At 69.4% G+C, this 634-nt stretch carries 1 protein-coding gene; it reads left to right on the forward strand.

The features are described from left to right. On the forward strand, nt 1-335 hold a 335-nt coding region (locus tag KZA10_RS17000), incomplete at its 5' end, for a hypothetical protein (RefSeq protein WP_218683489.1). Nucleotides 336-634 lie beyond the last annotated feature (299 nt).

Consider the following 634-nt stretch of genomic DNA (forward strand, 5'->3'; position numbering starts at 1 on the left):
GGGCCATCTCCGGCCGATCCTCCGACGCGGTCCGCCTGCCGGACGGCACGACCATCGCGGGAGCCCTCGGGCACATCTTCGACGACGCGCCGCTGTCGATCCGGCAGTTCGAGATCGTCCAGGACGCCGACTACTCGGTCACTCTGCGGTGCATCCCGAGTGACGCCCCCGATGCGCAGGCGGGGATCCACGCGGCGACCGAGAAGCTCCGCCACGCGACGAAGGGTCTCGTCCCCGTGACCGTCGAGCGGGTCGAGAGCATCCCGCAGGTGGGCGGGAAGATGCGGTTCATCCGCAGCATGGTGGTCGTGCCGGACCCTGCGGATCCGTCCTGAATATCTCGGTTCCACAACGATCCGCGCCGGTTCGTGTATAGACTGTGGCCTGGCCGTCGCCCTTCCGGGTAGGCGGTGCGTACCGATACTGCACACCATCTCGCCCGGAGGGGGCTGGTTGGAGGGGCGCGGTGTACGCGGGCTGAAACCCCTAGGAGACCCTGTTGCGTTCGCGACGTCACCCGATCCATTCCCATCCCTCCCATCCTCGAACCGCTGCCCTCGTCACGGCGGCAGCCACGACGGCGGCGCTGCTGCTCGGCGCGCTCGGAGCCGCGCCCGCTGTCGCGGACGACACC

Origin of the sequence: Microbacterium sp. BF1 (assembly GCF_019279095.1) — a bacterium.
Taxonomy (GTDB): Bacteria; Actinomycetota; Actinomycetes; order Actinomycetales; family Microbacteriaceae; genus Microbacterium; species Microbacterium maritypicum.